Origin of the sequence: Pseudomonas sp. ArH3a (assembly GCF_022648765.1) — a bacterium.
GTDB lineage: Bacteria > Pseudomonadota > Gammaproteobacteria > Pseudomonadales > Pseudomonadaceae > Aquipseudomonas.
Map to the genome: position 1 here is coordinate 170136 of NZ_CP080330.1, position 16063 is coordinate 186198.

Sequence of the window (16063 nt, forward strand, 5' to 3'; positions counted from 1 at the left end):
CATGGATAGCCAAACCCTGATGTTGTTCGGCGGAATCGGCGCCATCCTGGTGCTCGCCTCGCTGATCGGCCTGATCCTCAAGCTGCGCACCCGTGGCACGCCAAATGCGGTAATCGACAACCTCAACGCCCGCATCAACGCCTGGTGGGTGATGGTGGTGGTGATTGGCATCGCCTTCTGGCTCGGCACCGGCGCGGTGATCCTGCTGTTCTACGCGGTGTCGTTCTACGCCCTGCGCGAGTTCCTCACCCTCACCCCAACCCGCCGCAGTGACTACCCGGCGCTGGTGGCCGCGTTCTACTTGGCGTTGCCGCTGCAATACCTGCTGATCTATGCCGACTGGTACGGGCTGTTCTCGATCTTCATCCCGGTGTACCTGTTCCTGCTGCTGCCGATCCTCGCTTCGCTGGGCGGCGACAGCACACACTTCCTGGAACGCGCATCGAAGGTGCAATGGGGCCTGATGATCGCAGTGTTCTGCGTGTCGTTCGTACCGGCCCTGCTGACCCTCGACATCCCTGGCTACGAAGGCCGCAACCTGTTGCTGATCGCCTACCTGGTGATCGTGGTGCAACTGTCGGACGTGCTGCAGTACGTGTGCGGCAAGCTGTTCGGCAAACACAAGATCGCGCCCAACCTGTCACCGTCCAAAACCGTCGAAGGCTTTGTTGGCGGGATTCTGCTGTCCTCCCTGATCGGCGCAGCGCTGTGGTGGACCACGCCGTTTAACCCGTGGCAGTCGTTCTTGATCGCGCTGCTGATCAACCTGCTCGGGTTTGCCGGCGGCATTGTGATGTCAGCCATCAAGCGCGACCGCGGCGTGAAGGATTGGGGGCATATGATCGAAGGGCACGGCGGCATGCTGGATCGGCTGGATTCGGTGTGTTTTGCCGCGCCGATTTTCTTTCACCTAGTGCGGTACTGGTGGACCTGAGAAATACACCCTCAAGCCCAAAGCGGATCAACTGTGGGAGCTGGCTTGCCTGCGATGGCGGTGGGTCAGCAACTCATCTGTTGACTGATACACCTCTATCGCAGGCAAGCCAGCTCCCACGGTTGTTTTGCGGTGTTTCCAAGTATTCAGCCTGGCAAATGCCCCAGGGGCAAGGCGCCTGGGGTTTTCACGGTCTGGATCGCGAAGTTGCTGCGGATATCCCTCACGCCCGGCAGCTTCAGCAGGCTCCCAGTAACAAACCGCTCATACCCACGCAAATCCGGCACCACCACCTGCAATAGAAAATCCGACTCGCCCGACACTAAAAAAGCCGAGATCACCTCGGGCAACGCCGTCACCGCCTCACGAAACGCATTCGCCTCGGTGTCGTTATGCCGTTCCACCTTCACGCCGACAAACACCATCATGCCCAAGCCGACTTCATCGCGATCCAGCGTCGCCTGATAGCCGCGAATCACCCCGGCCTCTTCCAACAGCCGCACGCGCCGCAAGCAAGGTGAGGCAGACAGGCCGATCTCATCAGCCAGTTGCACATTGCTCAGGCGCCCGTCCCGTTGCAGGGCTTCAAGAATCTTGCGGTCAAAGGCATCGAGTTTTAGATTTGGCATAAATGAATGGTCGCTGGCTTTATAAGTGGCAGATAGTGCCAAGACTAGACGCTTTTCTAGCTGACTACGCAAGCACCTGCCTCGCCCTCACGCCCTAGAATTAGCCGACAATTGAAGGGGGTGAAACATGGCGCAGCTCTGGTTATTTTTGGTGGCGCTGTCGGTGGTGTATCTGCTGCCGGGGCCGGACATGATCTTGTTGCTGCAAACCGGCGCGCGCCAGGGCAAGGCATTGGCGCTGACCACGGCAATCGGTTTGGGACTAGCGCGGGCGTGCCACGTGGCGTTGGCAGGCATGGGGCTGGCGACCTTGTTCAAGGTGGCGCCATGGACCTTTGATGTGGTGCGCCTGGGTGGCGCGGCCTATCTGTTATGGCTGGGCGTGCAATGCCTGCGCACCAATATGCTGCCAGCGCTCGAAGCCTCTCACGGCGCCCCGCCAGCCCATGCCTGGCGCGCGGCCTTTCAACGCGGCCTGCTGACCAATCTGCTCAACCCCAAGGCCCTGTTGTTCTGCTCGGTGCTGCTGCCGCAATTCATCAACCCGCAAAGCGGCCCGGTGGCGGCGCAATTTGCGTTGCTGGGCGTGATCCTGGTGAGTGTCGGTTTCGTCTTCGATTGTTGCTACGCCCTGGCCGGCGCACGCATCGGCCGCTGGCTGGCACGTAATCGCTCGGCACAACGTATGCAGCAGTGGTTATTCGGCAGTCTGTTGATCGGTTTTGCGCTGCGTCTCACTTTTGTGCAGCACGCCTGAGCCCTGCGGTGTATCCACGTCATCTTTTGTATCAAAGACGCTGTAAGATACGCCGCACTTAGCCAGGGATGCTCACCATGTTCGATACGTTGAAAGCGATCAGCCGCCGTTTTCTCAGCCTGTTAACCACTGTGGTGAGTGCCCTGTTCGGCCAATGGCAACCGCCATCCTGGCTGCGCGCCATCGGCCATGGCCTGGCGAACCTGGGCCGCAAGGCTCGCGCTTACCCGCGTCAGGCTGGCGCTGGGGTGTTGGGGCTGGTGTTGCTGGCCGCCGCCGGCTTCTATGGCTGGCATTGGTATTCAAACCTGCCGCAGCCGCACACCGTGGGTTATTCGCTGCACAAACCTAACCTGACGGATTACACCCAGCAGCCGCCGGTTGTGGATAACTTGCAGGTGCGTTTCGCTGAATCCGTGGCCCCGTTGGCGGCGATTGGTAAACCGGTTACCGAAGGCATCACGCTCAAGCCCACTGTGGCGGGCGCCTGGCGCTGGTCCGACGACCGCACCTTACTGTTCGTGCCGGAAAAAGATTGGCCCATCGACACCCATTACACCCTCGACCTGACCAAGAAAAATCTCCTGGCCGACGGCGTGCTGCTCAGCCAGTACAGCAGCCAGTTTTCTACCCAGCCGTTCCGCGCCACCCTGGCCCATAACGAGCTGTACCAAGACCCGTCCAACCCAACGCTGAAACAGCTGGTGGCGACCTTCCACTTTTCCCACCCGGTGGACGAAGACAACCTGCGTAAGCGCGTGTCCGTGACCCTCGGCAAAGGCCTGGCTTACCGTGATGCGCAGCTGCCTAACCGCCCGGAAATCACCTTCGACGACACCAAGCTCAACGCCTACGTACGCTCCGCCGCCCTGGCCACGCCGCTGGAAAGCACACCGGTCAGCGCCAAGCTCGACGAAGGCATCAAGGCCCGTGATGGCGGCAATGCCAACAACGCGCCGCTGGTGGCGGAAGTCACTGTGCCCGGTCGCTATCGCCTGACCTTTACCGGCGCCGACGTCAGTTTTGTCGACAACGAACGCGGCGAGCCGGAGCCGGTGCTGATGTTCAGCAGTTCCAGCGCCGTAGCCGATGACACCATCGCCGGTAAGGTGCAGGCTTGGCTGCTGCCGGAAAAAGCCCAGGACGACACCCGCCCCTACACCAGCAACGACATCGACGACACCCTGCTCGCCCGCAGCACCAAGGTCAACTTGACCCACGTGCCCAGCGTCGAGCCGCTGAACACCCTGCACGCCTTCAAGTTCAAGGCCCCGGCTGGCCGCGCGCTGTATGTGCGCGTGCCCGCGAACCTGGAAGCCATTGGCGGCTACCTGGCGAAAAACCCTACGGCCTCCTTGATCAGCATGCCCGCGTATCCGCGTACCTTGCAGTTCTTGTCTGACGGCGCACTGCTCAGCCTCAACGGCGAAAAACGCCTGGGCTTCATGGCCCGTGGCGTGCCCGGCGCCCACGTCGAAATCGCTCGCCTGCTGCCCAACCAGTTGCAGCACCTGGTGGACCAGAGCAGCGGCAGCTTCGCTCGGCCGAACTTCGGCAACGAATACTTTGATCGGATGGTCGAGCGTCAGTCGCTGGATATTCCGCTGTCGTCTAATGACCCGGCGAAAACCGTTTATGACAACGTCGATCTGAGCCACTACCTCACCGCCAACGGCGGGCGTCGCGGCATTTTCGTACTCAAGCTGAGCCCTCAGGACGACCCGGCCGAGCGCACGTTTGAATACGACCGCAGCAGCACCAGCGATCTGCGTTTCATCGTGGTCACCGACCTCGGCATCATCGCCAAGCGCGCAAGCGACGGCAGCCATGATGTGTACGTGCAGTCGATCGGCAATGGTTCGCCGGTGGCGGATGCGCAAGTCGACATCATCGGCCGCAACGGTCTGGCGGTCAGCAGTGGCCGCACCGACGCCGAAGGCCATGTGCATTTCGCCAAGCTGGATGAATTGCGCCGTGAGAAAACGCCGCTGATGTACGTGGTCACTCGCGGCAATGACCAGTCCTTCCTGCCGATTGCCCGTCAGTCTCAGCAGCTGGATTTGTCGCGTTTCGACGTAGGCGGTTTGGAAGAAGACGGTGCGATTGATCGCCTCAGCGCGTACCTGTTTACCGACCGTGGCCTGTATCGCCCGGGCGAGACGGCGCACGTGGGCATGATCGTACGCAGTGGCAACTGGAAAGGCGCCCTGCAGGGCCTGCCGGTGGAGCTGCAAATCACCGACCCACGCGGCCTGGAGGTAATTCGCCAGCCACTGAAGTTGTCCACCAGCGGTTTTGAAACCTTTGATTTCCCCAGCAGTGAAGTCGCCCCGGCTGGCGATTACACCGCCACCTTGCAATTGATTGGCGAGAAAAACACCCGCACCGACCTGGGCAGTGTCAGCTTCAAGGTCCGAGATTTCGAGCCGGACCGCATGAAGGTCAGCCTGAGCCTGCACGAAACGCCGGTGCCGGGCTGGATCCCACCGGACCAAGTGGTGGCTAAAGTCACCGCGATGCACCTGTTCGGCGCCCCGGCGTCCGGCCGCCGGGTCACGGCGAAGATGTCCCTGAGCCCGACGCTCGCGGCCTTCGACCGTTATCCCGATTACCGCTTCCGCCTCAACGACTCATTGGAAGACGCCAGCACCGAAGACCTCGCCGAAACCACCGTCGATGACAACGGCCAGGCCGTGCTTGACCTCAACCTGCAACGCTTCGCCAACAGCACCTATCGCCTGCAGGTCATGACCCAGGTATTCGAGGCCGAAGGTGGCCGTAACGTAGCGGCGCAAAGTGCGCTGCTGGTGTCGTCCGCGCCGTATCTGGTGGGTGTGAAAAGTCAGGATTCGCTCTCATACGTGGCCAAGGACGCCCCGCGTCAGGTGCAGTGGCTGGCCGTCGCGCCGGACCTTACGCCAGTGGCAGTGGATGGCCTGACCAGCGAAGTGGTCGAGCACCGTTATGTGTCGGTGCTGGTGAAACAATCCAACGGCACCTACAAGTACGAATCGCGCATCAAAAACATCAGCCAGCCGGCCTCACCGCTGACGATGACCAAGGACGGCGCCAAGCAGACCCTGAACACCGGCACGCCGGGCGACTTCACCCTGCAACTCAAGGATGCCAACGGCAACCTGCTCAACCAAATCGACTACAGCGTAGCCGGGCGTGGCAACACTTCGCGCTCCCTGGAGCGTAACGCCGAGTTGCAACTGCGCCTGGATAAACGCAGCTATGCCACCGGTGATGAAATTGCGATCAGCATTCGCGCGCCTTACACCGGCGCCGGCTTGATCACCATCGAGCGCGATAAGGTCTACACCCAGCAGTGGTTCAAGGCCGACAGCACCAACAGCGTGCAACATATCCGCGTGCCGGCAGGCCTTGAGGGCAATGCCTACGTCAACGTGCAGTTTGTGCGGGACATCGGCTCGTCCGAGGTCTACATGAGCCCGCTGTCCTACGGCGTGGTGCCGTTCAGCATCAACCTGGATGCGCGGCGCATGGCGCTGAAGGTCGAAGGCCCGGCGAAGATCGAACCGGGACAAACCCTGGACATCAAGGTCACGGCCGACCGCCCAGGCCGCGCGGTGGTTTACGCGGTTGACGAAGGCATCTTGCAAGTGGCGCGCTACCAGACGCCGGACCCATTGGGCTTCTTCTTCCAGAAGCGCGCATTGGAAGTCGGCACCAGTCAGATTCTTGACCTGATCCTACCGGAATTCAGCCGCCTGCTCAGTGGGGCAGCGCCCGGTGGCGATACCGAAGGCGCCCTGGCCAACCACCTCAACCCATTCAAGCGTAAACATCAGCCACCGGTGGCGTGGTGGTCCGGGCTGGTGGACCTGCCGGCCGGTGAAACCGTGCTGCATTACCAAGTGCCGGACAGCTTCAACGGCAAGCTGCACCTGTTTGCGGTGGCAGTGGATGCCGACAGCGTGGGTGTCAGCGAGGCCAGCACCGACGTGCGTGGGCCGATCGTGATCACGCCGAACGTGCCGGCCTTTGTCGCGCCGGGGGATGTGTTCAATGTGAGCGCCGGGGTGTTCAGCAACCTCGACGCAGCGGCGGACGTGAAGTTTGAACTGCAGACCAGCGACGGCCTCAACGTGCAAGGCAACAAAGGCAGCACCTTGTCGTTGCAACCGCGCAAGGAAGGCACCGCTGAGTTCAAAATCAAGGTCGGCGAAACCCTCGGCTCGGCGGACCTGCGTTTTATCGCCGTGCTGCCCGATGGCAAACGCATCCAGGTCGGGGAAACCACCTCGATCCGCCCGCTGAGCGAACACCGCGTGGCCCTGAGCCTGGGTCGTTTCGACAGCGCCAGCAAAGAGCTCAAGCCAACGCGCGAACTGTTCAGCCAACTGCGTGATGTGCAGCTGGGCGTGGCGGCCTCGCCGCTGGTGTGGGCCAACGGCCTCAAGCATTACCTGGATGACTATGGCTACGCCTGCACCGAGCAGTTGGTGTCCAAGGCCATGCCGGCGTTGATCTGGGGCGGCACGGCGCCAGAAGCCGAGCAAGCGTTCAGCAGCGCGGTGCGCATGTTGCGTCAACGCCAGAACCAAGCCGGCGGCTTCGGTTTGTGGGCGGCCAACCCGGATGTGGCGCCGTATGCCAGCCTGTACGCCACCGACTTCCTGATCGAAGCCAAGGAACGCGGGCTGCCAGTGCCGGAAGATTTGCTGGTGCGCTCCAATGCGTATCTGACGGACCTGGCCAACGGCCCGAGCGAAGGGCTGTCGGAATTGCGCAACCGTGCCTACGCCAGTTACCTGCTGAGCCGTCAGGGGATTCTCGTGAGCGGCGCCTTGAGCGATATCCGCGAGCGCTACGAGAGCTACTTCAAAGACACCTGGCAGAACGACCTGGGCGCCGCTTACCTGGCCGCCAGCTACAAACTGCTCAAGCAGGATCGCCAGGCCGATACGCTGTTCCGCAAAATCCCATGGCGCTCCCTTGTGGATAAGTGGGTCAGCGACGGCCTGTATTACGACCCGCTGGTGCACGACGCCGAACACTTGCACCTGCTGGCGCGGCATTTCCCAGAGTTGCTCGACGATGTACCGACAGCGCTGCTGGATAAACTCGGCAAACGCCTTAACGAGCAACGCTACAACTCGCTGTCGGCCGCCTTGCTGCTGCGTGCCCTGGACAACTATGGCCAGCGCGCGCAGAGCGACATGACCCTCAAGGCCACCGCCTGGCTGGGCGACAAGCAGCAGCAATTGCTGGAGATGGCCGGCCAGCCACCGCGCGCCGCCGTGCCGGGTGCCACGCAGAAGCTGGTGATGGAAAAAACCGACGGCCCGGCCGCGTTCTACATGCTCAGCGAAGCCGGTTTCGACAAGGGCGCCAAGCTCAAGCCGATCAACAATGGCCTGGAAATCATCCACGAATACCTCGACCTCAAGGGCGAGCCGGTGAGCAAAGTGGCGGTGGGCGATGAGTTCCTGGTGCGCCTGCGTCTGCGCGCCACCGACCGCGACCAAGTGCAGCAAGTGGCCGTGGTCGACCTGCTGCCCGGCGGCGTCGAGCCTGTGTATAACTTGCCGCCGGAACCAGAGGCCGCAAGCGCCGATGAAAGTGAAGGCGACGATTCGGAGTACGTGGAAACCGCCGACGGTGATGAAACTGACGCCTGGCAGGCGCCCATCGGCGAAACCGAGCTGAGCAACTGGCAGCCGGACTACGTGGATGTGCGGGATGATCGAGTGGTGTTGTACGGCACCGCGCTGCGCGATGTAAGTACTTTCGTCTACCGCGTGCGCGCCACCAACGCCGGCACCTTCAACACGCCACCGGCCTACGCCGAAGGGATGTACGAAACCACCCTGCAAGGGCGCGGCAAAGTAGGCCAGCTTGAAATTACCAAGCCTTAAACGCCTGACGCCGCTGCTGGCAACGGCGGCGGTGCTGGTGGGGTTGCGGCTATGGCCACATGCCCCGCTGGAACAGGCCGTGACCTCGTCGCGGGTGGTGCTGGCCGACGACGGCGCGCTGCTGCGCATGACGTTGGCAACTGACGGCCAATACCGTTTATGGCTGCCGCTTGCGCGCATGTCGCCTTCACTGGTCGAAGCGTTGTTGCTCAAGGAAGACCGCAACTTCTACTGGCATCCGGGGATCAACCCCCCGGCGTTACTGCGGGCGGCCATGGCCACCTACAGCGGCGGCCAGCGCCAGGGCGGCTCAACCTTGAGCATGCAACTGGCGCGACGCTTGTGGGACTTGAACACCCGCCAGGTGCCGGGCAAGTTGCAGCAGATGGCCTTGGCGCTGTGGCTGGAGGCGCGTTACAGCAAGCACGACATCCTTGAGGCCTACCTGAACCTGGCGCCCATGGGCGGCAACATCGAAGGCGCCGAAGCGGCCAGCCGCATTTACTTTGGCAAGTCGGCGGCGCAGTTGTCGTTGTCTGAAGCGCTGGCGCTGGCGGTGATTCCACAGCAGCCGGGGCGACGCGCGCGCTTTGGGCCGTCGCTGCAAAACGCGCGGCTGCGCTTGATGGCCGACTGGCGTGAAACTTATCCACAAGACCCGCGCAACGACAGTTTGCTCGACTTGCCGCTGGAAGCGCGCAACCGTCAGCAGATCCCGTTTCTGGCGCCGCACCTGAGCGAACAGTTGCTCGCGGCCCAGGCAGGTAACGAGCTCAACACCACCCTCAACCTGCCACTTCAGCAACTGCTGGAGCGCTTGATTACCGGCTTTATCGCCGAGCGGCGCAGCACCGGTGTGGAAAACGCCACGGCGATCCTGATCGACAGCCGCGACCAGAGCGTCAAGGCGCTGGTGGGCTCGGCGGATTACTTATCCACAAGCATTCACGGGCAGGTCAATGGAGTGTTGGCGCGGCGCTCGCCGGGGTCGACCCTAAAACCGTTTCTGTATGGGCTGGCGCTTGATCAGGGTGTGATTCACCCCATGAGCATCCTCAAGGATTTGCCGAGTAACTTCGGCTACTTCCAGCCGGAAAATTTCGAAGGCAGTTTTATCGGCCCGCTGACGGCGCGGGATGCCTTGATCCGGAGTCGCAATATCCCGGCGGTGTGGCTCGCCAGCCAGGTCAAGTCGCCTTCGCTGTACGGCTTACTGCAACGCGCCGGCATCAAAGGCCTGCGCGGCGAGAGCCATTACGGCCTGGCCTTGGCGCTGGGCGGCGGCGAGATGACGCCGGAGGAGCTGGCGCGGCTGTATGTGATGCTGGCTGGCGACGGGCATTTGCGGCCACTGCGCTACTTGCAGGAACAGCCGCAATCTACCGGCCCCCAACTGCTCACACCGCAAGCCGCGTTTATGGTGCGCGACATGCTGCGCCGCAACCCACGGCCGGATGGTTTGCCGGGCCGCCATTGGCGCACCGCGTGGAAAACCGGCACCTCCTGGGGCTTTCACGATGCCTGGAGCGCAGGCCTGGTCGGCCCCTACGTGCTGGTAGTGTGGGTCGGTAACTTTGATGGTCGACCGAACCCCGCGTTTATCGGCGCCAAGACCGCCGCGCCGTTGTTCTTCCGCATCGCCGACGCCCTGCCCCTGGCACTGCCCACGGTGGTGATCAAACCCGACAAGCCACCCGCCGGGCTGGTGCGCATCGACGTCTGCGCCGCCTCGGGCGAGTTGCCCAACCGCTGGTGCCCGCAAACCCGCAAGACCTGGTATGTGCCGGGCGTCTCGCCGATTCGTGTGTCCAACCTGCACCGCCCAGTGCTGATCGATACGCGTACCGGCAAAGCCGCGTGCCCGCCCTTCGATGCGCAATACACCCGCGAAGAAGTCTTCGAATTCTGGCCCAGCGACGTACAGCGCCTGTACCGAGCGGCAGGCCTGCCCCGGCGCACGCCGCCCAATGTGATGAAGAACTGCCAACCCAACCGCATCAGCGATCAGAGCGAAGCGCCGCAGATTCGCTCGCCGCTGACTCAAGTGAGCTATCAGTTGCGCCTGTCCCAGCCGCAGGAAAGCATCCCGCTGAATGCCAACGCGGCCAGCGATGCGACGATGCTGTATTGGTTTGCCGACCAAACGTTGATCGGCCAAGGCCCGCCGCAAACCACGCTGAACTGGCGGCCGGGCAAGTCGGGGGAATACCGGTTGCGGGTCAGTGATGATCAGGGGCGTAGTGCGAGCCGGGGGTTGAAGGTGGAGTTTGTGCCGTGATCAGACATCCCTTTCGCACAGCTCAGTAAAAACGTCGATGAAGATCCGGAAATATCATCTGCGCAAACCAGACAGGAAGCCCAAGGAAGATTGAGCGCGATTTTGCTGACGGTGCTTCAACTACCCCCAAATCGATCAATTTCTTAAGCTGATCGCTCGCCACGCGATCATGCTGGCCCGAGAAAATTTTAAAGTCCGCTCGAGCAATCTCACCCTGAGTCAGCACGGTATGGATTGCCCTGGCCATTTCCTGTTTCACACCCGACTCTACGAATCGTCCTTCAAGCCCAATCACTCTCTCCAGCCGCAGGCGTAGGCTGACAAGGTCCATCGCTTGTTCTACATATTCCATCTGGTCCACGCAGACTGGCAGCATGAACTCTACAAACTCGAACAACCCGCCTTGAGTGAGCTGCCCACGACCATCGAGATCGCCTCTACGCGGCTGATCGGCTGCGCGCAAACGCCCGTATTATTATTCGTCCTGCTTTCGCGCCAAACCTCGGGAAAGCGACCACAGCGGGGAGGCAAGCCCGAGTCGCATTAGTTGCAGATGCGTAATCATGCGCACCACTCGGCCATTGCCATCTTCAAATGGGTGAACAAACGCAAGGCGATGGTGATAGGCAAGTGAGCTGAGAATGCGGGATGTCAGGTCAGGTTGGCGGCCATAGACATGCTGTAAGCGTTTAAGCATGGGATTAACCGACGCCCACGCACGCGCAGCATGGTCACCGACCAAAACATTGCGCTGGGCTGTATCGCGCAGTTGGCCCGGTACAAGTAAACACCCATCACTGAGTCGCAAGTCCGCTTCGCCGGCCCCCGCAAAAAGGCGGCGATGAATGACAGATATAAGTTCTGGAGCAAAGAACGCGCCCCAAGGTGCCTCAATTGATTGAGACCGACGCACCGCTCGCTCGAGCAACTCTTGAGCGCCGATTTGGCTTTGCGCCAGCTCGCGCAGCGCTTTGGAAGGGCGTCTCGGCACTCGCGCCGACAAGCTCGCAGGCTCGGTGTATTGGCCTTCGATCAGGTTGCTGTAATAGCTATTGGTGATTCGCATCAGGCCGCCGATGCGGGTAGCAGTATGTTCGGGGAGCAAGCCTGTGAGTTTGCCCGCGCGAAACGACAGCTTCTCTCCCATACGCAAAATCGACGCAGGGAAACCTGGGGATAGCCAGACAGGCTCCAGCCAGTGGTTTCAGGAAATAAACTGCTGCGTCATTTACATCACCTTTTCCGATTTTTTTCGGATCTTTTGCCTGATTTTTTCTGCCTTTATAGGGGAAGCTCAATGTAGTGGGACTCCCCGCCGCCTGTAGCGCCTGACAGCCAACCCCACACGAAACTCAAGGTGGTACGCCCGCCAAGGTCAACACCTACGGTGCCGCGAGACCAGCCGGCCAGCAACTCACCGTCGGTGGTCAGGCACTGATAAAGAAGCTCGATAGTGTTGGAGCCCGTTACCCGGCCGACCTGCTGGCCCATGCGGATACGGCCGCCTTGGTAGGTGCCCGAGATCGAATCGCCGTCGACCTGGTAATGAAATACCGTGCCTGAACCGGACAGCCCTTGGGTATTGGCGACTACGGTGAATCGGCGATTGTTCAATCGCTCGTGGAGATGGGACGAGGTTTGCATAAAGTCGCGTCCTTTTGTTGGAGCCTAGAGACCCTGAAGGTGGATTTTGAGAATTAAAACTGTCGCGGAAGGGCTGCGCATTTCGTGGCCTGCAGAGTCTTCGGCAGAAAGCATAAAACTGTCGCAACGTGAAACGACGCGGCTTTCAGGTATTTTTCCGCAGCCAGCGGCTCATCAGCCGCCGAGCTATTGTAGTGGTCAGGTTAAGTCTTTCCTCGGGCACAGCGGGCGTCAGCCCGCTGTTTGTTGATGGGGGGTATCTGGAAACGTCTGGCTGAAACACTATTAGTAAGCGTCCCGCCAAGTCATCTATCCAGACCCGCAGTCAAGACATGGGTTGAGATCTAGTCGCTGCGCCAAACAGCTCGTCATTTCCTAGATGGGGAAACCACATCTTGCCAGCCATCTATCAATTCCATATTTTGCGCAACGAGCCGGCAGGGCTTGCCCGTTGCCTTGCGACAATTGCTAAGGGCCTGCTGTCGCGCTGTCTTGAGTGAGCGCGCGCCGTAGTACCAATAAATGCTGCTACTCTCCTTGGACATTGCCATGGCTTTCTCGGTAACACTTTGAAGATAAGCCTCAGCGCCCGTACGTTCTTCGGGCACCAGCTTCGAAAGCAGCGGTATTAATGCGCTGTCGTCCATGGCAGGAAACCGGTTGCTCCTGAGAAAATCTTCGATATAAGGCTTTAAAAGTATATTGGCCTCTTGTTTGTAAAGCGTGTGCCCATCCTTACCAAATGGGGGTAGCGACGCCAGCTCAGCGTTACCGCCCCCCGAGCGATAACCCGCGATCATCCGAGCGACAAGATCTGGGCTGAAAAACGGATCATTCTCGGCGTAAATCCAGAGCGTTGGCGTTGGGTTGTCTTTGCCGAACTTCGTGAGGTTTCGCACAAGATCAGTTTGATATGACGAGCAATTAGAGTCGGCAGAGCCCACATTTGTGTAGTGGTAAACGCCGCCAGAGATGTTGATTACCGCTGCCAATGGACGATCTGGTTGAGCCGCCAGGTCTAGCATTGAAGCTCCGCCGATAGAGATACCAACACCTACTGCCAAGGATGGATCTACGTCTGGACGCTCACGCACAGCCGCCAATGCGGCGCCAAGCTCTTTGCCATGCGCATCAAGAAATCGAGCCACATTGGGATCGGTGCAGGTTCCCCCTTCATTCATGAAGGTTCCGGTCGAACGGCCATAGCCGGGCCATACAATTGATGCGGCAAGCCAGCCACGGTGCGCAAAGTCGTGAGCGATATGAGCAAGCCAATCGGCATGTGCGGCAGACGGAGATGTTGCCGCCGAGCCGTTAACAATCAGTGCGATGGGGAAATTCCCCTCTTTTACGGGACGGACGATCAATGCTTCGATTTTCTCAATATGGGAGTCGATCTGGATCGGCAATAAGAGCCGTTCTTCGCGTACCCGCGTGTCTGCATGAGTTTGGCTTGCACAAAGCATCAGACCAAACGTAATAGTCATGAAGCGTCGCATCGATTGCATTTAGAACACTCGCTGATACTTTAGAAGCCAAGCTTACACGTATGCGTCCGGCCATCACGCCTTGCGTGATTAAACCGGTTGCCACTTATGCGGCAACAACTGATCGATTTCATTCGCCCGCTGCGTCGGCAGGCGTGTGAGTACATCTTTCAAGTAAGTATACAGATCATCCCCATTCAGCCGCGCAGACTGGATCAAACTCATGATCGCTGCCGCACGTTTTCCGCTGCGTAGCGACCCTGCGAAGAGCCAGTTTTTACGTCCAAGAGCCCAAGGACAAATCTGGTTCTCACACCAGTTGTTATCTATGCGTACGGCCCAGTCATCAAGGTAGCGCGACAGAGCTGCCCAGCGTTTCAGGCTGTAATCGAGTGCTCCGCTGATGGCCGAGCCTTCGGGCACGAGGTCACGCTGGGCGATCATCCAGGCATGCAGCATATTCATCACTGGGACGGCTTTTTCTTGCCGTATTCGGCGCCGTAAATCCGGCTCCAGGTCGCGGACTTCTCTTTCGATTTCGTACAACAACTGGATATAGCGCAGTGCTTGCTCGGCGAGCGTGCTTCTATTCGCAGCGTGCAGTTCGAAGAACTTGCGCCGTGCATGGGCCATGCACCCAATCTCGGTCACGCCGAGTTAAAAGCTGGCCTTGTAGCCGCCAAAATCGTCGCAGACCAGCTTGCCCCTCCAGTCTTGCAGGAAGTTGCGAGCATGCTCACCGGCACGGCTGGGACTGAAGTCATAAACCACCGCTGCCAAGTCCGAGAACTGGCTGGTGGCGTAGGCCCACACATAGGAACGGTGAGTTTTCTTTGTTCCCGGCATGAGCATCTGCACCGGTGTTTCTGTAGTGGTCTGGGGAGCATCGCCATAAACTCCTGCAACACTTCGTACTCTGGCAAACCACTTTTGAAACGCGCCTCTCCCTTCACCAATATTGGGATATCACTGTCACGGCGTGAGCAACTGTACAAGAAGATGTTTCTAACTTTAAAGCCATCGGAGCAGTTCTCCTGACAGTATTTATTGCCCAACACGGGTAGGGAGGCAATAAGCACGTCAAAGGTTTTCCCTCCGAAACGGCTTAATAACAACCCATCTTCCATATCCGCCGTAGTTGCGACGCAAAAGTAACCCATTACATTCAGCATCTTTTCTATTGAATATACCTGTGCATGAACAGGATCAATAATTAAAATTCTAATATGTTTACCCAGCATCACGGTTACCTTTACACGACTCACCGTTTCGAGCTGAGCCTCTGATCATATAGAGGGTTATATTGGAAAAAGTCCCGAAAAAACAACCTAAGAATTGTCTTAGAATTTTTTCAGAGGGTGAGTTTCTAGACAGAACAGTCAGAAATACATTAAGGTTTTTTATCTCTTCGACTCAGTGGACTACACCACGTTTGATCAAGTACTTCTGTAGACGATCATCCCGCAGTGCGTATTACGGGTGCCCACTTGTTGCGGCTGAGGGCCAGGACGTCGTCACCCAGACAGATGACGGAATAGATGCATTGTAGCTACTGGAAACGATGCAGCTGTGTGCTGTGATACTCGATATCGACATATCCACAATCGATGGCTTAACAGTGACCCACAAAATCGCTCCGGGCAAGAGTCAGCCAGCGCCGCCGATCAGGGCGCCTTCAGTGGGGGGTCTACGTAGCCCGTGGAAGCTTCAACCCGTTCGATAGACACTTAGAACATCGGCACATCGCAAGACAATATTTTCTCAACTGAACTCGCCGGACTCCAGGCAGAACGCCACTAACGCCTGATTACTGTCTAGGTTCAACTTACTCATTGCCGAAGTCTTATGTGTGCTGATGGTCTTGACGCTGCGCTTGAGGTTGGCAGCAATCTGCGTCATTGATTCCCCGCGCACAAAGTGGCGTAGAACCTCGTACTCCTTGGGCGTAAGGCTACTGAGCCTGGCGCTCATAGAGCACGTCGTGCCGTCGTGCTCCTCGTTGTACTCGAGGTCGGCAGGATAGTAGATGCGTCCCTGGCTCACATTGTTGAGTGCGTTCAGCAACTCGCTCATGTCGTAACGCTTGGGTAATACCGAGCGGACCCCGATGTCGTAGAGTGCAGCGACAATCATCGGGTTGGACATCATGGTCAACACGACTATTTGGGTCTGCGGGAAATTACGGGTCAGGTAGGTCACCAAACGCATACCGTCACCGAACTGGTCGTCGCCTCCCATGAAGTAGTCTGTGACCACCAGGTCGGTCCTGGTGCCGTTGGATAAGTGCTGGACCAGTGCGCTGGGGGTGCTCAAGGCCGCGACCACTTCGTACTTTTGGGTTCTGTTGAGTAACTCGCTGACTGCGACAAGTACAAGCGGATGATCGTCGACCAGCGCTACGCGGATTTTTTTCATTTGAGCACGATCCATTTTCAAGGATATACAAAGT

Annotated in this window: 10 protein-coding genes and 1 pseudogene; 4 read left to right on the forward strand and 7 right to left on the reverse strand. The window is 59.2% G+C overall.

Features of this window, described 5'->3' with window-relative positions; all coding sequences use genetic code 11:
- The first annotated feature begins 1 nt into the window (after window position 1).
- Window positions 2–934: a phosphatidate cytidylyltransferase gene (locus K0P33_RS00760; protein ID WP_094949046.1), complete on the forward strand. Its 933-nt coding sequence runs from the start codon at window positions 2–4 to the stop codon at window positions 932–934.
- 146 nt (window positions 935–1080) lie between these two features.
- On the opposite strand, the gene K0P33_RS00765 is transcribed toward K0P33_RS00760, so the two are convergent.
- Window positions 1081–1563, reverse strand: a complete 483-nt coding sequence (locus K0P33_RS00765; protein ID WP_016978705.1) for an Lrp/AsnC family transcriptional regulator — start codon at window positions 1561–1563, stop codon at window positions 1081–1083.
- 127 nt (window positions 1564–1690) lie between these two features.
- On the opposite strand from K0P33_RS00765, the gene K0P33_RS00770 reads away from it, so the two are divergent.
- The 3 genes from K0P33_RS00770 (at window position 1691) to pbpC (ending at window position 10483) form a co-directional block, all read left to right on the forward strand.
- On the forward strand, window positions 1691–2320 hold the full coding sequence (locus K0P33_RS00770) for a LysE family translocator (RefSeq protein WP_094949047.1): 630 nt from the start codon (window positions 1691–1693) through the stop codon (window positions 2318–2320).
- A 77-nt stretch (window positions 2321–2397) separates the two neighbouring features.
- The gene (locus K0P33_RS00775; RefSeq protein WP_242153586.1) at window positions 2398–8205 is read left to right on the forward strand and encodes an alpha-2-macroglobulin; all 5808 of its coding nucleotides are present in this window, start codon (window positions 2398–2400) and stop codon (window positions 8203–8205) included.
- On the forward strand, window positions 8186–10483 hold the full coding sequence (gene pbpC / locus K0P33_RS00780) for a penicillin-binding protein 1C (RefSeq protein ID WP_242153588.1): 2298 nt from the start codon (window positions 8186–8188) through the stop codon (window positions 10481–10483). Before K0P33_RS00775 ends, pbpC begins: the two co-directional genes overlap by 20 nt.
- 22 nt (window positions 10484–10505) lie before the next feature.
- On the opposite strand, the gene K0P33_RS00785 is transcribed toward pbpC, so the two are convergent.
- From K0P33_RS00785 to K0P33_RS00810, 6 genes and pseudogenes are all read right to left on the reverse strand, one after another.
- Window positions 10506–10946: a hypothetical protein gene (locus tag K0P33_RS00785; RefSeq protein ID WP_242153590.1), complete on the reverse strand. Its 441-nt coding sequence runs from the start codon at window positions 10944–10946 to the stop codon at window positions 10506–10508.
- A gap of 12 nt (window positions 10947–10958) precedes the next feature.
- Window positions 10959–11630, reverse strand: a complete 672-nt coding sequence (locus K0P33_RS00790; protein WP_242153593.1) for a Fic family protein — start codon at window positions 11628–11630, stop codon at window positions 10959–10961.
- Window positions 11631–11764: 134 nt separating this feature from the next.
- Window positions 11765–12127 (reverse strand): hypothetical protein, encoded by a 363-nt coding sequence (locus tag K0P33_RS00795; protein ID WP_242153595.1) that lies wholly within the window; start codon window positions 12125–12127, stop codon window positions 11765–11767.
- 368 nt (window positions 12128–12495) lie between these two features.
- On the reverse strand, window positions 12496–13614 hold the full coding sequence (locus K0P33_RS00800) for a hypothetical protein (RefSeq protein ID WP_242153598.1): 1119 nt from the start codon (window positions 13612–13614) through the stop codon (window positions 12496–12498).
- A gap of 90 nt (window positions 13615–13704) precedes the next feature.
- Window positions 13705–14481 (reverse strand): annotated as a pseudogene (locus K0P33_RS00805) (IS66 family transposase); the annotation flags it as partial.
- A gap of 894 nt (window positions 14482–15375) precedes the next feature.
- Window positions 15376–16029 (reverse strand): response regulator transcription factor, encoded by a 654-nt coding sequence (locus K0P33_RS00810; protein WP_242153599.1) that lies wholly within the window; start codon window positions 16027–16029, stop codon window positions 15376–15378.
- Between the last annotated feature and the right edge of the window lie 34 nt (window positions 16030–16063).